The sequence below is a fragment of the Acuticoccus yangtzensis genome (assembly GCF_001927245.1).
Lineage (GTDB): Bacteria > Pseudomonadota > Alphaproteobacteria > Rhizobiales > Amorphaceae > Acuticoccus > Acuticoccus yangtzensis.
The window spans coordinates 209352-223293 of sequence record NZ_MJUX01000002.1; the positions used below are offsets into that span (position 1 = coordinate 209352).

The window sequence follows — 13942 nt, forward strand, 5'->3', positions numbered from 1 at the left end:
GCTCACGCGGCCTTCCCCGAAGGCTGCGGCGCGACGAGCTCCTCCGTCGCCGGAAGCACCGTGACGGAGGCGCCCTCCACGCGCGACGCCACGCTCTGCCGCACCGCGGCGCACTGGGCGACCACCGCCGCCCAGTCCCGCCCCTCGCGAAAGCCGAGCGTGATCTCCACGATCGGCACCCCGCCCGACCGCCGCGTGCGGATCGCCAGGATGTCGTCGAAATCGTCGAACCGCTCGGCGAGGCCGCCCAGGATGAGAAGCTGAACCTCCTCCTCCAGCGCCTTGTCGGCCAGCTCCCAGAAGGCGTTGTGGAAGGTCTGATAGGCGGTGAACAGCATCGCCCCGGCGATGATGAAGCCCGCCACCGCGTCGCCGATCGCAAGCTGAGGCACCATGGAGGCCGCCGCCACCAGCACCATGGTCACCGACAGGCCGACGACGTCGATCGCCTGCGCCCGCCGCCAGACCTTCACCACGCCGGACGGTTCGCGCGCGAGCGGGCGTGACGCCAGCCACAGCCCCGCCGACTGCACTACCAGAATGCCGGTGACGATGAGCGGCCCGGTCACGTTCTCCGGCTGCGGCGGATCGAGCGCCCGGTAGAGGCTGACCGCGCCGATGCCGAGCCCCGACAGCGTGAAGGACACACCGAGAATCGCCCCGGCGATCGCCTCGATCTTGCCGGTGCCGTAGGGAAACACCAGAGCGCAGGCGCGCCGCGCCGCCCGCATCGTCAAAAACACCAGCACCGAGAAGAGGATGTAGATGAGCGTGAACAGCGCGTCGCCGATCATGCCGATCGACGTCGACCCGAAGGCGGCGATGATCTGCGGCCCGGCGATCACCGTCGACAGCGTGATCGACACGAGCTGCAGACGCTCGAAGGAGAGGCGCGGCCGTCCGGCGGACGCGCAGGGGAGGCTGGATTGGGTCAACCGCTCGCCTCACCGGCCGCCCTGCCCGCGCGGGGCAGCGTCCGCCGCCAGCGCGACCGGCGGCTTGGGCGGCCGCTCGGCGATGAGGCCGGACGGCTTCAGCCGCATGATGAGGATGAGGAGCGCGCCGATCACCATCTCGCGCAGCGCCGCGCCCTGCGCGCCGCCGAGCCCCGGGACAACCCCCTCCATGAAGCGGCTGCCCTCCAGGATGAACATCACGATGACCGCGCCCACCACCGCGCCGGTGGCGTTGCCCGTGCCCCCCGCCGTCAACGACAGGAAGATGTAGATCGTCAAAAGCGGGCGGAAAATGTCCGGCGCGATGTAGCTGGTGAAGTGCGCATAGAGCACCCCGCCGAGGCCGAGGGCACGTGTGTGACAAGGAGCCGGCGCAGCGGGCGCAGGAGGTCGCGGCGCGGCTAACGTTGTTCTACGTGCTCGGCAACGTCTCCAGCGACCTTTCGGGCGGGCAGAAGAAGCTCCTCGAGATCGGCCGCGCCTGATGGGCGGCACCAACCTCATTCTGCTCGACGAGCCGGTGGCGGGCGTGAACCCGTGGCGGGCCGGGCGGAACAGCGCGGTGCCGACATGCTCGCCCGGCTGCGCGTCACCATGCAGCATCAGCGTTTCGTACACGGACAGCTTGGGGAAACCACGGGCGATCTGGAAGGTGCGGACCAGCCCGCGCAGGCTGATCTGATCGGCCCGCCAGCCGGTGATGTCGGTGCCGTCGAAGGTCACGCGGCCGGCCTCGGGCGGGATGACGCCGGAGATGCAGTTGAAGGCGGTGGTCTTGCCCGCTCCGTTGGGACCGATGAGGCCGGTGATGGACCCGGCTTTCACCGCAAAGTCCGCGCCGCGCAGGGCGTGAACTCCGTAGAAGCTGCGGGTCAGCCCCTCGACGGTGAGGAGGTCTGCCATTCGTTCCCCTTCGAGCTACGGCAGACACGAGCCGCGCAGATGTGACGCCTTTCCGAAAAGCAATTGGAATGCCAAGAAAATTTGCCTGCACACAAATGAAACAAGCTGCACCAATGTGTGAAATTTCTGACGTATTTTCGCGCCGCGTCAATGGCTGAATGCCATTTTGCCAGGCATGGATCGGCGGATCGTGTGCCGATCCTGCGAGCGCGCCGCCCGGTTTAGCGGCTGACCGGCTAGCGAGTCAGGGACTTGCAAACCTGCACGACGGCCTCACGCGACTTCGCTTCGACCAGGGGACGCAGCACCGGCTCCCACACTTTGCGCAAAATGTCGGCACCCGTGCCGTGGAAGGATTGCGCCTCGACAGACAGGCTGCGCACCGCGCAATCGGCGAGACCGACCTCCGCGCGCGCGGCGATCTCCATGCCGGCGGTGGCGGCGATGGGCGCTTGCTTCCCGGTCGCGCACGTCAGGCTGCCGGTGACGCTGGCGTTCATCGTGTCGCCCACCACATCGAGCCGGATTCTGCCGACCTCGACATCCTCCAGGCGCCGGAGCGTCGGGAAGTCGCTGCACGGGTTGGAGCCGATGATCGCGCGCTCCACCATGCTGTGCGTCGAAGTTTGGTTTTGCGCCGCAGCTTGGCCGCCAAGCAGCAACGCGGCGGCAAGCCCCGCCGTGAGCGCCGCCGCACAGGAACCGGAATATTTGCGCATCGACTGCCCCTGAGTGTGGCGACGTAGCGGTCCCGATGCGGGTGCCGCGCCGTGCGGCGATTCGACCGGGACGCCGCGCCGTGCGTCGCATGAGGCCGTGCTGGTTCGCCATTCCGTTCTCATAAGGCACAGTTATGCATACCCGGCGCAGCGTGCCAAGCAGCCCATCCCAGGCGTCGAACCGGCCGAAACGCGAATGGTCTAGCAAGCACCGGCACCACGCAGGCCGCCCTGGGATCACGACGATCGCGCCCGCGTTGCCCGGCCCGCCGCTTGCGCATTCCACTTGATTCCGCTGCGAATGGGTGCAGGTACACTCAACAGTCCCCGCCAGTTGCCCGTCAGGACCACCCGTGTCTCGCCCGAACGTCACCGCGCTCATCGTCGCCTCGGCCCTTTTCATGGAGAACCTCGACTCCACGGTGCTCTCCACCGCGCTGCCGACGATCGCCGCCGACATCGGGTCCGACCCGATCCGCCTGAAACTGGCGCTGACCTCCTACCTCATCAGCCTCGCCACCTTCATCCCCATCTCGGGCTGGGCGGCGGACCGGTTCGGCGCACGTCTCGTCTTCCGCCTCGCCATCGCCGTTTTCGTCGTTGGCTCGGTGATGTGCTCGGCCGCCTCGTCGCTGCCGGAATTCGTCATGGCCCGCATCGTCCAGGGCGCGGGAGGGGCGATGATGACGCCGGTCGGCCGCCTCGTCCTCCTGCGCTCGACCGAGAAATCGAAGCTCCTCGACGCGATGGCGTGGTTCACCACTCCCGCCCTCCTCGGCCCGTTGATGGGCCCGCCGCTGGGCGGCTTCATCGCCACCTACTTCGATTGGCGCTGGATCTTCTGGATCAACGTCCCCGTTGGCGCGATCGGCATCCTCCTCGTCAGCCTGTTCATCGGCGAGGTGAAGTCCGAGGACCGGCCGCCGCTCGACGTCGTCGGCTTCGTCCTGTCGGGCGCGGCGCTGTCCGGCCTCGTCTTCGGCCTCTCCACGCTGGGACAGGCGATGCTGCCGGTTCCGGTCGCGCTCGCCATGGTGGCGGGCGGCCTCGTCTGCGGCGCGGCCTATCTGTGGCACGCCCCGCGCGTCGCCCGCCCGCTGCTCGACCTCGGCCTGTTGAAGACGCCCACCTTCTTCATCAGCACCGTGGGCGGATCGCTGTTTCGCATCGGCATCGGCTCCATCCCGTTCCTTCTGCCGCTGGCCCTGCAGCTCGGCCTCGGCATGAACGCCTTCCACGCCGGCAGCCTCACCTTCCTCGGCGCGGCGGGGGCACTGCTGATGAAGATGACCGCCAAGCCCATCGTCGGCCGCTTCGGCTTCCGGCGCACATTGATTGCCAACGGCGTCATCGCAGCGGTCTGCGTCGGGGCCATGGCGCTCTTCACCTACGACATCGGCGCCATCGCGATCGCCTCGATCATCCTCGTCGGCGGCTTCTTCCGCTCGCTGCAGTTCACCTGCCTCAACGCGCTCGCCTATGCCGACGTGCCCTCCGCCCGCATGAGCCGCGCCACCAGCCTCTCCAGCGTGGCGCAGCAGGTGTCGCTGGCGCTCGGCGTGGCGCTCGGGGCCTTCGTGGTGGAGATCCAGCGCCTCGGCCGTGCCGACGACACCATCCTGGCGAGCGACTTCGTGCCCGCATTCCTAACCGTGGCGGCCCTCGCCCTCGGCGCCATCGCCTTTTACGTCCGCCTGCCGGGCGATGCGGGGGCCGAAGTCAGCGGGGCGGCGGTGCGCGCCTCCCGCACCCCCGTCGCCAGCACCTGAGCGCCGGCGCGGCCGCTCACGGCGCCGCCTCGCGCCATCGTGTCCGCCCTCCGTTCCGCCCGGCGCTTTGGCCGCGCGCCGCATCCTTGACGTGTGCGGCCCGCCTCGGCACCGTCCCGCCGGTCTGGATCAGAGGTGAACGATGACACGGCGGATGAACGCTCACGGCATGAGACGCACCCTCGCGGCAGGCGTTGCCGCCGTCCTTGCCGCGCTCGCCCCTGCCCTCCCCGCCGCCGCGCAGGACACCCGCGCCGTCATCATCGACGCCGCATGGGACACCCGCCCCTTCATCGACGACCTGCGCCAGAACGGGGTTCAGGTGATCGGCCGCTACCTCGCCCGCTGCCCGCAGCCCGAGCGCCACATTCCCGAGAAGCGGCTGATCGACCAGGGTGGCATCAACGACCCGAGCAGCGAGGTGCGCCGCATCCTCGACAGCGGCATGGCGGTGCTGTCGATCTACCAATACAACAACGATTCCAAGAACAAGTTCGTCGGCCGCGACCGTGACGGCAAGCCGCTCGCCGGGGCCGACTGCCGCCCCACCAATCGCGAGCGCAGCCCCGCCCAGGAGGCCGACCTCGACGCGCGCGCCGCCGTGGAGCAAGCCAAGGCGCTCGGACAGCCGCGCGGCTCGTCGATCTTCTTCGGCGTCGACATCGCCTTCTCCAAGACCGATGTCGCCACCAGCCGCGCCATGGTCGCCTACTTCGAGGAGGTGAAGCGCACGGTGACCCGCGCGGGCTACGTGCTCGGCGCCTACGGCAATGGCGATGCGCTGGACGTGCTGCTCGACCGCCGCCTCATCACCTACGCCTGGCTGTCGGCCTCGCGCGCCTATCCGGGCTCGTCGGACTTCCACAATTCGGGCCGCTGGCACCTCTTCCAGAACGGCGTCAATCTGGAGTGGTTCGGCGGCACGCCCGGCCAATGCCGCCGCGGCCTGCCGCTCGACACCAACGTGAAGAACGCCCGCTTCGCCGACCAGGGGCTCGGCTTCTGGACCCGCCGCGGCCCGGCCCGCATCGACCCGAACCGCGTCAAAGCCGTCTACGCCGCGCGCCGCTTCGCCTGCGACGGTGACGCGCGCATCCGCAAGGCCGCCTCGTCCGGCGCGCGGGACCTCATCTCGTCCGTGCCGCGCTGCCAGGGCGGGCGCACGGTCACCCACCCGTCCACCATCGACTACGCCAATTCGGCCCGCATCGGCCGCACCAGCGGCGATCTCGTGGAGGTCGACCACGACGACGACGGCAGCTTCGACGGCTGGACCGCCCGCTCCAACCTGACGCCGCATTTCGGCGTGAAGCCGCAGTGGATCCACAGCCGCGGCCAGCGCGCGGGTGCCCGCTGCCCCTCGTAGACGCGGCCGTTGCATGGCGCGGTGGGGTGACAATAGCGGGCGCTTCTCCCGCTCCTGTCTGCCTCGCCCTGTCAAGAACCATCTGGCGCAAACCGGACCGCAACGGATCAAATTTGAGCCGATGCAAAATTTTATTCTCGTTTGGCGGACTTCTACGCTAACTTTTGGCCCGAACTTGGCCGGCTGACCGGCCAGCACGTCGAGGTATTTTGAATGGCTTTTTTCTTTACGGGCGACGAATATGACGGGATCACCTTGCTGCGCAGTGGTGATCTTTGGATCAACGCCGGCGGAACCGCGGTCACCAACACCGGCGTCGGCTTCAACTTCGCCGGATTCGGCAATTCCGCCCTGTGGGTCGGCGGGTCGATCTCCTCCAGCGGCAGCGATGCCGTGCACCTCGGCATCGGCGCCGACTCCAGCGTGATCCTGGTGACCGCGGACGGCGAAGTCACGGGCGCCGAAGACGGTATCTCATCCGACGCCTTGGCGCTCACCATCATCAACGCCGGCAGCATCACCGGCGCCGGCAGCATCGGCGTCGATCTGAACGGCGGCGCCAACTCGATCGTCAACACCGGGATGATCAGCGGTCTGACCAGCGGGATCGACTCCACCGGCGGTGGCGACACGATCCTGAACACCGGCACGATCGAAGGCACGACCGGCATCGGCATCGGCATCTGGGACACCGGCTCGGTGCTGACGAATTCCGGCACGATCAGCGGCGACCTCGCGGGCATCTTCCTCGGCACGATCGAGAACGGCGCCACGGTGGTCATCAATTCCGGCACCGTCGCCACCGGCTCGGCCATCGCGATCGACGGTTCCCTGAGCGACGGCGCCGACTACATCGTCAACTCCGGCCTGATCGACGGGGATGTTCTGCTCGGCGGCGGCAACGACGGGATTTCGATCTTCAACTCCGGCATCGTCAACGGCCTCATCGACATGGGCGCCGGCAACGATACGGTCGTCGGTTCCTCCATTGCTGACGAGATCTATGGCGGTGACGGGAACGACATCATCGACGGCGGCCTCGGCGACGATCAGATCTTCGGCGGCGCCGACGGCGACATTCTGAGCGGCGGCAGCGGCAACGACGAGATCCTGGGCGGCGAGGGCGACGATTCCATCGTCGGCGGCGATGGCGGCGACACGCTCGGCGGCGACGAGGGGTCCGACTACCTCACCGGCGGGCGCGGCTTCGACATTTTCACCTACAATCCCGGCGACGGCGCCGATACCATCACAGACCTGCGCAACGACCAGGACGCCATCGACCTCTCCGGCTTCGGCTTCGAGTCGGTGGACGAGGTGATCGGTCTCGCGACGGTCACGCTGCGCCAGATGACGGTCACCTTCGACTTCGGCGACGGCGACATTCTGGCGGTGCAGACCACGAACCCGCTCGACTTCGCCGACGACATCATCATCTGATCCGTCCAGCCTCCCGAGGTGCGGCGCCGGCACGGTCGCGTACGTGCCGGTAGCGCCGGCTACCGGCTGCACAAGATGCCTCGCCACGGCGCAACTGGTCGATCATTTGCCTTAGACCGAGCGAGAATGGCTATGCGGCGCGGCGCACAGCGCGCGGCGCGGGTGGTGCGGACGCGTGCAGCGCCGCGGTCAGAGCGGGCAGCGGCGCACAGTTCCGCTGAGGGCTGTGTAGGTGTCGGTCACCGGGTCATAGGAGCGGAAGCGGGCCGAGCATGCGGCCACGTGCTCGGCGGACAGCCCCTCGACCCCCGGCGGGCGCTCCGGCACGATCACGCGGATCACCGGCCCGGCGATGTTGCCGACGACATTGGCGCCGAGCGGGCCGAGAAGGTCCCGGCCCTCGTTGGTGGGATAGCCGTAGCGCTCCGGCAGACCGTCCAGCGGCCAAGGCCCGGGAACGGCCTTATAGTCGGTCCACAGCGCGCGGCGGGTGGTGACGGTCTCGTCCGCCGCGGCCGGCCCCGCAGGGACGGTCACCATCGCCGCCAGCGCCAGAACCGCCCAACATGGCGCGCCCCGCCGCGTGCCGCGCCTGAAAAGCGCGCGCGAATGCCGCTCGGTGGTTGCGGCACCTGCACGCGCCGTGCCTGAGGCAATGCCGGTGGGCCGCGGCTGCATACCTGTTCGATCCGCCATGGCCGCCGCCTCCCGTTTCATGCGCGTTGCAGGATACCAGACATAGGAACGCCCCGGCGCACCTGAAAGTGCAGCCGGGGCGTTCCATGTTCATCGCAGGCTGGCGGGGCGGGGCGCCATCGTCCCCGCCGGACGCCGCCGGTCAGTAGACGCGCTTGGCGGGGGCGATGTACTCGATCGCGTTCGACAGCGTGTAGGTGTGCACCGGGCGGTCCTCCAGAACGACCTTGTAGTCGTCCTTCAGGAAGGCCAGCGTGTGCTTCATCCAGTTCTCGTCGTCGCGCTCGGGGAAATCCTCGCGGGCGTGGGCGCCACGGCTTTCCTTGCGGTTCAGCGCCGAGTCCATCGTCACGACCGCCTGGCCGATCAGATTGTCGAACTCCAGCGTCTCCAGAAGGTCGGTGTTCCAGATGAGGGTCTTGTCCTTCACCTGGATGTCCTTCACGCCGCCGGCCACCTTGTGGATCAGCTCGTGGCCCTCTTCCAATACCTCGCCGGTGCGGAACACGGCGCAGTTGTTCTGCATCGTGCGCTGCATGTCGTCACGCAGCTCCGCCGTCGGCGTGCCGCCGTTCGCATGGCGGAAGTGGTCCAGACGGGCGATCGCAGGCTCCCAGGCCGAAGCCGGGCACGGCGGCAGCGAATCGCCGGGCACCACCGTCTCGGCGCAGCGCAGCGCCGTGGCGCGGCCGAACACCACGAGGTCGATGAGCGAGTTGGACCCCAGGCGGTTGGCACCGTGGACGGACACGCAGGCCGCCTCGCCGATCGCCATCAGGCCCGGCACAACCTTGTCGGGGTCGCCGTCCACCTTGGTCAGCACCTCGCCATGGAAGTTCGTCGGGATGCCGCCCATGTTGTAATGCACGGTCGGCAGCACCGGAATCGGCTCTTTGGTGACGTCGACACCGGCGAAAATCTTCGCCGACTCGGAGATGCCCGGTAGACGTTCGGCCAGAATCGCCGGGTCGAGGTGCTCGAGGTGAAGGTGGATGTGGTCGGAGTTCTTGCCGACGCCGCGGCCTTCGCGGATCTCCACCGTCATCGAGCGCGAGACGACGTCGCGCGAGGCGAGGTCCTTCGCGGACGGCGCATAACGCTCCATGAAGCGCTCGCCGTCGGAGTTGGTGAGGTAGCCGCCCTCGCCGCGCGAGCCTTCGGTGATGAGGCAGCCCGAGCCGTAGATGCCGGTCGGGTGGAACTGCACGAACTCCATGTCCTGCAGCGGAAGGCCGGCGCGCAGCACCATGGCGTTGCCGTCACCCGTGCAGGTGTGGGCCGAGGTGCAGGAGAAGTAGGCGCGGCCGTAGCCGCCGGTCGCCAGAATGGTCTTCTGAGCGCGGAAGCGGTGGATGGTGCCGTCTTCCTGGCACATCGCCATCACGCCGAGGCACTGGCCCTCGTCCATGATGAGGTCGAGCGCGAAATACTCGATGAAGAATTCGGCCGCGTGGCGCAGCGACTGGCCGTAGAGCGTGTGCAGGATCGCGTGACCCGTGCGGTCTGCCGCGGCGCAGGTGCGCTGGGCGGTGCCCTTGCCGAAGTTCGTCGTCATGCCGCCGAAGGGGCGCTGGTAGATCTTGCCCTCTTCGGTGCGCGAGAAGGGGACGCCCCAGTGCTCCAGCTCGTACACCGCCGCGGGGGCGTTGCGCACGAGGTATTCGATCGCGTCCTGGTCGCCCAGCCAGTCCGACCCCTTCACGGTGTCGTACATGTGCCAGCGCCAATCGTCCTCGCCCATGTTGCCGAGCGCGGCGGAAATGCCGCCCTGGGCCGCCACGGTGTGCGAGCGCGTCGGAAACACTTTGGTGATGCAAGCCGTGCGCAGGCCCGCCTCGGCGCAGCCGACGACGGCGCGCAGGCCGGCGCCGCCGGCGCCCACCACCACGACGTCATATTCGTGGTCGACGATATTGTAGGCCGGGCCCGTTCCGTTGCCGTTCACAGCCATGTTCAAGCCCCCGTCTCGACGCCGCCAGCGATGACGGCGAGCATGATTTTCACGATGGCGAAAAGTGCGGTCGCCGCGATCGCCACGGAGAAGAAGGTGGTGGCGAGCATCAACACGATGCCCGCCGCGCCGTGCACATAGTCCTCGATGACCGTCTGCACGCCGAGCTTCATATGGATCGCGACCGAGATGATGGCGAGTGCCAGCGGCACTGCGACCCAGGGCGAGCCGACCAGAGCCACGGCGGACGCATAGTCGCGCCCCGACAGGCAGATGGCGACCACCGCCAGAACGACGATCAGAACGAGGTTGGCGACACCGGTGATCCGGCTCTGGATGAAATGCTCGGTGCCGGCGCGCGCGGAGCCCAGATGACGGATCGTCTTCAGCGGCGTGCGGTCGTTGCCGAACGCGTCGCCGGAGCTGTGAAGGGGGCTGCGCATCAGATGTTCTCCAGAACCACGACCAGCGCCCACAGCGCTGTGGTGATGAGGACGGACCCGACGATGGTCGCCCACGCGAGGTCGTAGCGGGCCTCGCCGACCATCTTGCCGAAATCCCAGATGAAGTGACGGATGCCGCCCAGGGCGTGGTGGATCAGCGACCAGGTGAAGGCCACCAGAACGATCCGCCCGAGAATGGACGAGTAGATGCCGTTCACCCACTCGAAGCTTTCCGGCCCGGCCGCCAGCGCCAGAAGGTAGGCGACGACCAGAACGAGGCCCGCGATGTTCATGATGCCCGTCGCCCGGTGCATGATGGACATGACCATCGTCACAATCGGCCGGTAGATGGAAAGATGCGGCGAAAGTGGCCGCGGCCGACGGCTCACCTCGGTGTCTGCGCTCGCCATGGTGGTTCCCCTTAAATCCCGCGCCATGAACTAGCGTTGAATGCTTCTAGGGTCAAAGCAAAGTCACGTTCGACGGGTCGATTGCATGGCAGGACACATAACTTGGCGGACCAGCTCCGCCGCACCCGGCCGCAAAAATGCAGACGGCGCGGGAGCCCCCGGGTGGGGAGGCCGCCGCGCCGCAATCATGAGCTGCGCTTGCCTGCGCGGCCCTGCTCAGGCCGTCTCTTTGGCCAGGAAGTCCGAGATCTGGGCGATCGACACGTCGCTCACATAGGACCCGTCCTCGATGAACAGCGACTCGAATGGAAGCCCCTTCTTGCCGAGCTTCTCCTCGATCGCCACGCAGAGCTGAACGATGTCGATGGACTCGAAGTTGAGGTCCTCGATCAGCGTCGTCTTGCCGGTGATCTCGTCGTCGAGGTCGAGGTCCCAGTCCTGCACCGCCTCCGAGATCACGGAAATCACCATCGTCTCGAGTTCGTCGCGGTTGCTCATGCGTCAATCCTTCAGTGAGCGCGAAAATGAATGGGGTCGCACGCGAGGGCAGGCTCAGGCCTTGGCCTTCACGCGCTTCTTACGCTGCGGAATGGGCGCGACGACCTGGTTCACCACGAAGGCGTCGCGCGGCAGCTCCAGCATGTAGGTGATGAAGAGGCCGAGATGCTCCGGCGTCAGCATCGCCCGCGGCTTCAGGGCCGCCGTGCCGGACTGCGCCCAGATGCCGGTGTCCACCGCGTCCGGCAGCAGCGATTGCACGCGCACGCCGTCCCGCTGCACCTCTTCGGCGAGGCTCTCCGTCAGCCCGATGACGCCGAATTTCGACGCCGAATAGGCCGAATCGAACGCCCGCCCGTGTTTGCCGGAAACCGACGAGATGTTGATGATGTCGCCGCGCTTGGCGCTGAGCATCGCCGGCAGCACCGCGCGGTTGGCGAGGAAGGTGCCGGTCAGGTTCACGTCGACGACCTTGCGGAACTCCTCGTAGGGCATCTGCGCCAGCGTCTTCAGCCCTTCGGACGCGCGCAGGATGCCCGCGGCGGCCACCAGAGCGTCGATGGCGCCGAACTCGGCGAGACAGGTTTCGGCCATCTTCGCCATGTCGTCCTCGGACGTGCAGTCCGCCGCGAACGCCACCGCACGGCCGCCGCCGGCCGCGTTCACCGCCTCGGCGACAGGCGCCAGACGGTCCGCGAACAGGTCGACGACGAGGACGTTCGCGCCCTTGGCCGCGACCGCCTTCGCCGCCGCCGCGCCGATGCCGCCCGCCGCCCCGGTTATGATGATCGCGCGCCCCTCGAGGCTCTCGGTGAGGTCGGTCATTTGGTGTCCTCGGAGGCAGTCGCCGGGGCGGCGCGGGGCTGCGGCACCGGCAGGAAGAACGGTTCGGGGATGCCCATCTCGCGCCCCAGCTCGATGAGGCCGACCAGCGCCACCGCCACGCTTTCGGGCGACATCTTGCCGCCATAGGCCATGCCGAGCGAGGTGTTGGCGATCAGCGGCGTGTCGATCGCGCCGGGGTGGAAGGCGTGGACGCGGATGCCCTCCTCCGCCAGCTCCGCCGCGATGGTCTTCGAGTACGCCGAGATGGCGAATTTGGACGCGCAATAGGCGGGCGCCATGGGCGTGCCCTTCAAGCCGTCCGGCGTCGTCGAGGAGGCGATGTTGACGATGTCGCCGTCGCCCTGCTCCAGCATCATGTCGATGCAGATCTTGTTGGCGAGGAAGACGCCGTTCAGGTTCACGTCGATCTGCGTGTTCCAGTCCGCCAGCGACAGATCCTTGGTGCGCGGCGGAAATCCGGGGATCTTGGCGACGGCCGAGGCGACACACACCTCCACCCCGCCGCGCTCCGCGAGTGCCGCCTTGACGCGCTCCATGTCCGCCTCGCTGGCGACGTCGGCGGCGATCGCGGCGTGGTTCGCATCGCTGATGGCGGCGAGCTCGGCCTTCAGCGCCGCCAGCCGCGCCGGGTCCCGCCCGACGCCGACCACCGTCGCCCCGCGCCGCGCCAGCTCCAGCGCGATGGTGCGGCCGATGCCGCTTGTCGCCCCCGTCACCAGGGCGACTTCGTCCTCAAAGCTCACGATTGGGGTCTCCGGCGCGTTGGGCCATCCTGGCGCGCCCCGCGAAGATGCGCCGGGCGCCGGGCCGGGCCGCCCGCGCCGCGAGACGGCTCTCCTCGAAGCTCGGCGGCAGGCCGTCGCCGTTTTCGACGCCGGCCAGGAACATGCGCAAGGTCAGCGCGAAGAAGCGCGGCTTGGCGATGGGGAAGAAGTGCCCCGCCCCCGGAACGATCACCCGCCGCGCCTGCGGCAGAAGCTCCAAGAGCTTGTCGGAGGTCGGCAGGCAGTGGGTGGTGTCGCCGTACATCAGGAGCACCGGCATCGTGAGGCCGGAGAGCCGCGCGGGGGCGATCATCGCCTCGTCACGGAACTCGGCCTTGGCGGAGGTGGTGGTGAGGAGCTTGTCCCACTTCTTGGCGCTGCGCGAGCCCATCTGACGGGTGCCGAGATTGAGCCCGCCGCGCCGCGCCGCCATGCGCTGGGCGAGAGGCCCCGTCCCAGCGGCACCGCCGCGCGCGGCCGCCAGCGCGGCGAGGCGCGGCCGTTCGGCCAGCGCCGGGTTCGTCGCGGCCGGGTCCACGGCGCCCGCGTCATCGCCCTCATCCGCATCACCGGCGGCCACCGCACCGCCTGGCACCGCAGCGCCCGCCACCGCGGCACCGCCGCGCGGGCCGAGCTCGGCCAGCATGGAAAAATCGATCTCGCGGTCCTCGTCCGGAAAGGTGGTGACGCCTTGGGCCTGAAGGTTGGCCTTCCACTTCGGCCAGCCGGCCCAGTCCTTCAGCTTCATCGGCGGCTGCAGCGCGTCGATCTGCGTGTCGGCCAAGGTGAGGCTCGCCACCTTCTCCGGATGGTTCAGCGCGAACGCCAGCGCCACCCGCGCCCCGTGGCTGTGACCGACGATGTGGACCCGCCGCGCCCCCAAGGTCTCCAAGAGATATTCGAGATCGGCCGCCAGGTGCTGAAGCCCATAGTCCCGCTCCGGCATGCCCGAGCCGCCGTGCCCGCGCAGGTCGTGCAGGATCATCGGCCGCTCGCCGCCCAGATGCCGCACCGCCCCCAGCGCCCAGAAGGCGATGTTGGCGCCGAGCCCGTGAATCAGCGCGACAGGAACAGGCCCGGCCTCCGACACGTCCGCGCCGGAGACCTGGTAGTTGATCTTGTGATCGGCCCGAACCAACTGGGGCATCACTTCAACTCCACGCTGGCGGGCAGCGGCGGCC

General features: G+C 68.4%; 14 protein-coding genes. 3 read left to right on the top strand and 11 right to left on the bottom strand.

The features are described 5' to 3' along the window. Window positions 1–2: 2 nt before the first annotated feature. From BIX52_RS07155 to BIX52_RS07165, 3 genes are all read right to left on the bottom strand, one after another. A complete protein-coding gene (locus tag BIX52_RS07155; RefSeq protein WP_075220360.1) occupies window positions 3–935 on the bottom strand; it encodes a cation diffusion facilitator family transporter in 933 nt (310 codons plus the stop codon). Between the two features lie 9 nt (window positions 936–944). After that, window positions 945–1859, bottom strand: a complete 915-nt coding sequence (locus BIX52_RS23215; RefSeq protein WP_075220361.1) for an ATP-binding cassette domain-containing protein — start codon at window positions 1857–1859, stop codon at window positions 945–947. 236 nt (window positions 1860–2095) lie between these two features. After that, window positions 2096–2578 carry a hypothetical protein gene (locus BIX52_RS07165; RefSeq protein WP_139312728.1) on the bottom strand — a complete coding sequence of 161 codons (483 nt, stop codon included), beginning with the start codon at window positions 2576–2578 and terminating at the stop codon, window positions 2096–2098. 353 nt (window positions 2579–2931) lie between these two features. Here BIX52_RS07165 and BIX52_RS07170 point away from each other — a divergent pair, with 353 nt between their 5' ends. From BIX52_RS07170 to BIX52_RS07180, 3 genes are all read left to right on the top strand, one after another. Continuing rightward, window positions 2932–4347 (top strand): MFS transporter, encoded by a 1416-nt coding sequence (locus BIX52_RS07170; RefSeq protein ID WP_245803147.1) that lies wholly within the window; start codon window positions 2932–2934, stop codon window positions 4345–4347. Between the two features lie 169 nt (window positions 4348–4516). Continuing rightward, window positions 4517–5713, top strand: coding sequence for a glycoside hydrolase domain-containing protein (locus tag BIX52_RS07175; RefSeq protein WP_157956211.1), 1197 nt, complete (start codon window positions 4517–4519; stop codon window positions 5711–5713). 213 nt (window positions 5714–5926) lie between these two features. Next, window positions 5927–7153: a calcium-binding protein gene (locus BIX52_RS07180; protein WP_075220364.1), complete on the top strand. Its 1227-nt coding sequence runs from the start codon at window positions 5927–5929 to the stop codon at window positions 7151–7153. 189 nt (window positions 7154–7342) lie between these two features. On the opposite strand, the gene BIX52_RS07185 is transcribed toward BIX52_RS07180, so the two are convergent. The 8 genes from BIX52_RS07185 to BIX52_RS07220 form a co-directional block, all read right to left on the bottom strand. Next, window positions 7343–7693, bottom strand: a complete 351-nt coding sequence (locus BIX52_RS07185) for a BA14K family protein (protein ID WP_157956212.1) — start codon at window positions 7691–7693, stop codon at window positions 7343–7345. A 298-nt stretch (window positions 7694–7991) separates the two neighbouring features. Continuing rightward, on the bottom strand, window positions 7992–9800 hold the full coding sequence (gene sdhA / locus BIX52_RS07190; RefSeq protein ID WP_075220366.1) for a succinate dehydrogenase flavoprotein subunit: 1809 nt from the start codon (window positions 9798–9800) through the stop codon (window positions 7992–7994). Window positions 9801–9802: 2 nt separating this feature from the next. Continuing rightward, window positions 9803–10243, bottom strand: coding sequence for a succinate dehydrogenase, hydrophobic membrane anchor protein (gene sdhD, locus BIX52_RS07195; protein ID WP_075220367.1), 441 nt, complete (start codon window positions 10241–10243; stop codon window positions 9803–9805). Beyond that, window positions 10243–10653 (bottom strand): succinate dehydrogenase, cytochrome b556 subunit, encoded by a 411-nt coding sequence (gene sdhC / locus BIX52_RS07200; RefSeq protein ID WP_075220368.1) that lies wholly within the window; start codon window positions 10651–10653, stop codon window positions 10243–10245. Before sdhC ends, sdhD begins: the two co-directional genes overlap by 1 nt. A 216-nt stretch (window positions 10654–10869) precedes the next feature. After that, the gene (locus BIX52_RS07205) at window positions 10870–11151 is read right to left on the bottom strand and encodes an acyl carrier protein (RefSeq protein ID WP_075220369.1); all 282 of its coding nucleotides are present in this window, start codon (window positions 11149–11151) and stop codon (window positions 10870–10872) included. A 54-nt stretch (window positions 11152–11205) separates the two neighbouring features. Continuing rightward, window positions 11206–11976, bottom strand: coding sequence for an SDR family oxidoreductase (locus BIX52_RS07210; protein WP_075220370.1), 771 nt, complete (start codon window positions 11974–11976; stop codon window positions 11206–11208). Further along, window positions 11973–12740 carry an SDR family NAD(P)-dependent oxidoreductase gene (locus BIX52_RS07215; RefSeq protein ID WP_075220371.1) on the bottom strand — a complete coding sequence of 256 codons (768 nt, stop codon included), beginning with the start codon at window positions 12738–12740 and terminating at the stop codon, window positions 11973–11975. The genes BIX52_RS07210 and BIX52_RS07215 overlap by 4 nt, the downstream gene beginning before the upstream one ends. After that, a complete protein-coding gene (locus tag BIX52_RS07220) occupies window positions 12730–13908 on the bottom strand; it encodes an alpha/beta hydrolase (protein ID WP_075220372.1) in 1179 nt (392 codons plus the stop codon). The genes BIX52_RS07215 and BIX52_RS07220 overlap by 11 nt, the downstream gene beginning before the upstream one ends. Window positions 13909–13942 lie beyond the last annotated feature (34 nt).